Consider the following 3,718-nt stretch of genomic DNA (forward strand, 5'->3'; position numbering starts at 1 on the left):
CCCACGCGCCGTTAGCGGGGGGGCGGCTGCCGCCCGGCCTCCGGGGCGCCGCGGCGGGTGGTCACCGCGGCGGGCCCGTGCTCGCCCAGGAGGCCGGCCGCGGCCTTCACGATGCGCTCGCGGGTGAGGTCTCGCCGCTCGGTGTTCGGTGCCATGGCAGCGATGGTACCGCTGATACCAGTTCTCTTCGGCTTCCCTTCGGCTTGAAGCAAGCCCTTGCATTCACTGGAAGTATCAGTGTTAACGTTATTTTCTTTCCACTGGAAACAAGGGAGGGAGTCAGCCGTGCTGATCGTCACAGGAGCCACCGGCCGCCTCGGCACACTGATCGTCGACCGCCTGCTGGAGCGGGTGCCGGCCGACCGGATCGGCGTCAGCGTGCGCGACGCGAGCCGGGCGACAGGGCTCGCGGAGCGCGGAGTCCGGGTGCGCGAGGGGGACTTCACCGAGCCCGACGGCCTGACGCACGCCTTCGAGGGCGCGGAGCGCGTCCTCGTCGTCTCGGCGGCCATCCGCGGCGGCGGCGCACTCGCCGCCAACGCGGCCGCCGTCGACGCGGCCCGGGCGGCGGGCGCCCGGCGCGTCCTGTACACGAGTCACCAGGCCGCGTCCCCCACGTCGCTGTTCCCGCCGCAGCCGGTACACGCGGCCACCGAGGAGCACCTGAAGCGGCAAGGGGTCCCGTACACCGCTCTGCGGAACGGCTTCTACGCCTCCACCCTGAGCCTCTACCTCCGCGCGGCGCTGGAGAGCGGCACGCTCGCCCTGCCGCAGGACGGCCCGGTCTCCTGGACGGCGCACGAGGACCTGGCGGAGGCTGCCGCCGTCGCACTGACGGAGGACGGCGTACTCGACGGCATCACGCCGCCGCTGACGGCCCGCCGGACGCTGGACTTCGCCGGCGTCGCCGCGATCCTGAGCCGCATCACCGGCCGGACGATCACCCGGGTCGTCCTGGACGACGACGCGTGGGTCTCGGCGGCCGTCGCCGGCGGGATGCCACGGCCGGCCGCGGAGTTCGCGCTGACGATGTTCGCGGCAGCGCGCAACGGCGAATTCGACGTCACCGGCCCCGCGCTGGAGGATGTGATCGGCCACCGAGCGAAGAGCGTCGAGGAGGTCCTGGAGGAAGCCGTCCGCGCGTGGTGAGTGGTCGGCTGCTGATCGAGATCTCGACCTGGAGCGGTGCGCCGGGGAGACTGAGGGCATCCCTCACGTGAAGGAGCTTTGATGCAGGTAGCCGTGGTCACTTTCGACGGTTTCAACGAACTCGACAGCTTCATCGCTTCCGCGTTGATCAACCGGTGCCGTGCGGACGGCCTGGAGGCCTTTATCACGACGCCGACGCCGGTGGTCACGTCCATGAACGGTGTCGAGGTGACCGGGCAGCGCCCGATGGAGTTCGTGACCGACGCCGATGTCGTGCTCATCGGCAGCGGAGTGAAGACGCGCGACGTGGTCGCCGACGACCGGCTGATCTCCCGGCTGCCGCTCGACCCTTCGCGACAGCTGATCGGCTCCCAGTGCTCGGGCGCGCTGGTGCTCGCCCGGCTCGGGCTTCTGAAGGGCATGCCCGCCTGCACGGACAACACGAGCCGGCCCTTCGTCGAGGCCTGCGACGTCACCGTGCTGGACGCACCGTTCCACGCCGAGGGGAACATCGCCACGGCGGGCGGTTGCCTGGCGTCCCAGTACCTCGCCACCTGGGTCATCAGCCGCACGCTCGGGGATGACGCCGCGCGCGGCGTCATCACCTACGTGGCCCCGGTCGGCGAGAACCGGGAGACCGTCGAACGCGCCCTCCGCGCCGTCCACTCGGGGGAGGCTGCACTGCGCTGACGCCGGCAGGCCGTCGCGGGGGCGACGACAAAGGACATCGTCCTGATCGTCGATGGCATCCCGGTCCCAACGCGCGGCCACACCATTGGTCGTCCGCGGACGTGGCCGGATCAACCGCGCCGGCCTGGGCGAACCCGACCAGGTGGTCCATGTCCGAGGCATGAAGTCCACAGCGTCGTTACTCGGTGCCCGTCGGTTGCACTCGTGTCGCGCAACACGATCTATCGGATCAGACGCGCCCGCGAAACCCGAAAATTGCTCACACCCCGATACGCGCCCTACCGGGCCCCGCCCGGCGCGTCCGCTCGTGGATGGGGCCGCCCGGCACGTACCAGCCGGCCTTCTTCCGGACGGCCGGGCTCGGGTCCCGTTCGTGCGACGCCCGCAGCGCCTCGGCGGCGCGGGCGTCGTCGTGGACGAACTTGCCGACGAGCTCGGCCGCCATGGCCCGCGCCCGCGGATCCGGATCGGACGCCAAGTGCCGCAGCCCGGGCTCCAGAACACGGTCCGCGCCCGGGGCGCAGACGTCCCCCTTGCAGCGGTCGCACGCGAGCGCGTGAAACGCGGCGATCCTGACCGAGGCGTCCGGATCGTCGGCCATGGCGATCAGCTGCCCCATCGACTCGACGTCGACCATGTGGTCCAGGAGGCGGCAACACCCCTCCCGTACCGCCGCGTCGGCGTGCGAGAGCCCCGCCCGTATCGCGTCACGCGCCCCGGCGCCGCGCCGCAGCAGCTCCCGGTAGGCGGGCACGGCGCGCTGCGGATCGCCCAGGCAGGTGACCAGGGCGTCGTTGTCGGTCCGGACGAATCCCAGCATGGCACCACCTTCCGCCCGCACCGCCCGTACGGACAACGGGTTTTCGCCCGTGGCCCCCGTGCGGTGGGGCTGGTGCGGGTAGGGCGACGGGGGATGACCGACAGCCGAGGAGGAGGCACACGTGCAGGAACAGGTGCTCGACGTGATCGTGGTGGGCTCGGGCGTCCTCGGGCGCTCGCTCGCACTGGCGCTGGCCGAGGCCGAACCCGCCCTGCGGGTGGGCCTGTCCGGGCCCGGCGGGCCCGGTGCGTCGCAGGCGACCGGGGCGTCGCAGGCGGCGGGGGCGTCACCGGCGGCGGGGCCGGGTGCGTCGCAGGCGGCGGGGGCGATGCTCGGCGTGCTCGGCGAGGTGACGGCGGGCGCGCTCCGCACCGCCCACGGGCGCCTGCGGGTCGACCTCGCCGTCGAGGCCGGGCGGCGCTGGCCCGCCTGGCGCCGACGGGTGCGGGCGCGCGCGGGGAGCGCCGCGCCGGCGGACGGCTTCGGCCGGGGCACGTTCGTCCTGCTCAACGCCGTCGGCTCGACGCTCGACCAGCAGTCCCTCGGCGCGATCGGCCGCGCCGGCCCGACCGCACCCCGATCGCCGACTGGACGGCCGACGAGGCCATCGCCGAAGCCGCCGCCCACCACCACGCCCTGACCGCCGAGTCCCGCATGCGCCCACCCCTGAGCGGCAGTTGGCCCCAGGCCCTTGCCGACGCGTACCACCAGCAGATCGCCGACGCCTACCGCCGCCTGCCCGACGGCTTCGTCCTGCCACCCGACCTCGCCCCGCTCGCCTACGAGCACGGGCCGGCGCTGGCCAAGCTCCTCGCGAGGACGATCGGGAGCCGACGCATCACTCCCTAAAATTCCCTATCGAGACCTTTAATAGGTATGTTTAAGTACACACCATGACTCACCCAGGCATCTACAAGTCCGCCGAGGGCGCTCGCGTCCTCGCGCGGCAGTACACCGCCCTGCTCGACCGATGGCCTGTCCCCGCCCAGTACTTGGACATCCCCACGCGCCAGGGCCGGACCTTCGTCGTGGCGAGCGGGCCGCCCGACGCGCCGCCCC

The 3,718-nt window shown here is 72.6% G+C and carries 6 protein-coding genes; 4 read left to right on the forward strand and 2 right to left on the reverse strand.

Features of this window, described 5'->3' with window-relative positions; translation table 11 throughout:
* Positions 1 to 11: 11 nt before the first annotated feature.
* Positions 12 to 155, reverse strand: coding sequence for a hypothetical protein (locus ACFV4F_RS40235; RefSeq protein ID WP_380510422.1), 144 nt, complete (start codon positions 153 to 155; stop codon positions 12 to 14).
* Positions 156 to 285: 130 nt separating this feature from the next.
* Here ACFV4F_RS40235 and ACFV4F_RS40240 point away from each other — a divergent pair, with 130 nt between their 5' ends.
* The gene (locus ACFV4F_RS40240; RefSeq protein ID WP_380510425.1) at positions 286 to 1,149 is read left to right on the forward strand and encodes an NAD(P)H-binding protein; all 864 of its coding nucleotides are present in this window, start codon (positions 286 to 288) and stop codon (positions 1,147 to 1,149) included.
* An 81-nt stretch (positions 1,150 to 1,230) separates the two neighbouring features.
* On the forward strand, positions 1,231 to 1,839 hold the full coding sequence (locus ACFV4F_RS40245; RefSeq protein ID WP_380510428.1) for a DJ-1/PfpI family protein: 609 nt from the start codon (positions 1,231 to 1,233) through the stop codon (positions 1,837 to 1,839).
* Positions 1,840 to 2,098: 259 nt separating this feature from the next.
* On the opposite strand, the gene ACFV4F_RS40250 is transcribed toward ACFV4F_RS40245, so the two are convergent.
* The gene (locus tag ACFV4F_RS40250; RefSeq protein WP_380510430.1) at positions 2,099 to 2,659 is read right to left on the reverse strand and encodes a HEAT repeat domain-containing protein; all 561 of its coding nucleotides are present in this window, start codon (positions 2,657 to 2,659) and stop codon (positions 2,099 to 2,101) included.
* A 121-nt stretch (positions 2,660 to 2,780) separates the two neighbouring features.
* On the opposite strand from ACFV4F_RS40250, the gene ACFV4F_RS40255 reads away from it, so the two are divergent.
* Together ACFV4F_RS40255 and ACFV4F_RS40260 are read left to right on the forward strand one after the other, a co-directional pair.
* Positions 2,781 to 3,299: a hypothetical protein gene (locus ACFV4F_RS40255; protein WP_380510433.1), complete on the forward strand. Its 519-nt coding sequence runs from the start codon at positions 2,781 to 2,783 to the stop codon at positions 3,297 to 3,299.
* 14 nt (positions 3,300 to 3,313) lie between these two features.
* Complete coding sequence (locus tag ACFV4F_RS40260; RefSeq protein WP_380510435.1) at positions 3,314 to 3,508, forward strand: hypothetical protein; 195 nt, start codon at positions 3,314 to 3,316, stop codon at positions 3,506 to 3,508.
* Positions 3,509 to 3,718: the final 210 nt, after the last annotated feature.

The sequence above is a fragment of the Kitasatospora sp. NPDC059722 genome (assembly GCF_042733235.1).
GTDB lineage: Bacteria > Actinomycetota > Actinomycetes > Streptomycetales > Streptomycetaceae > Kitasatospora.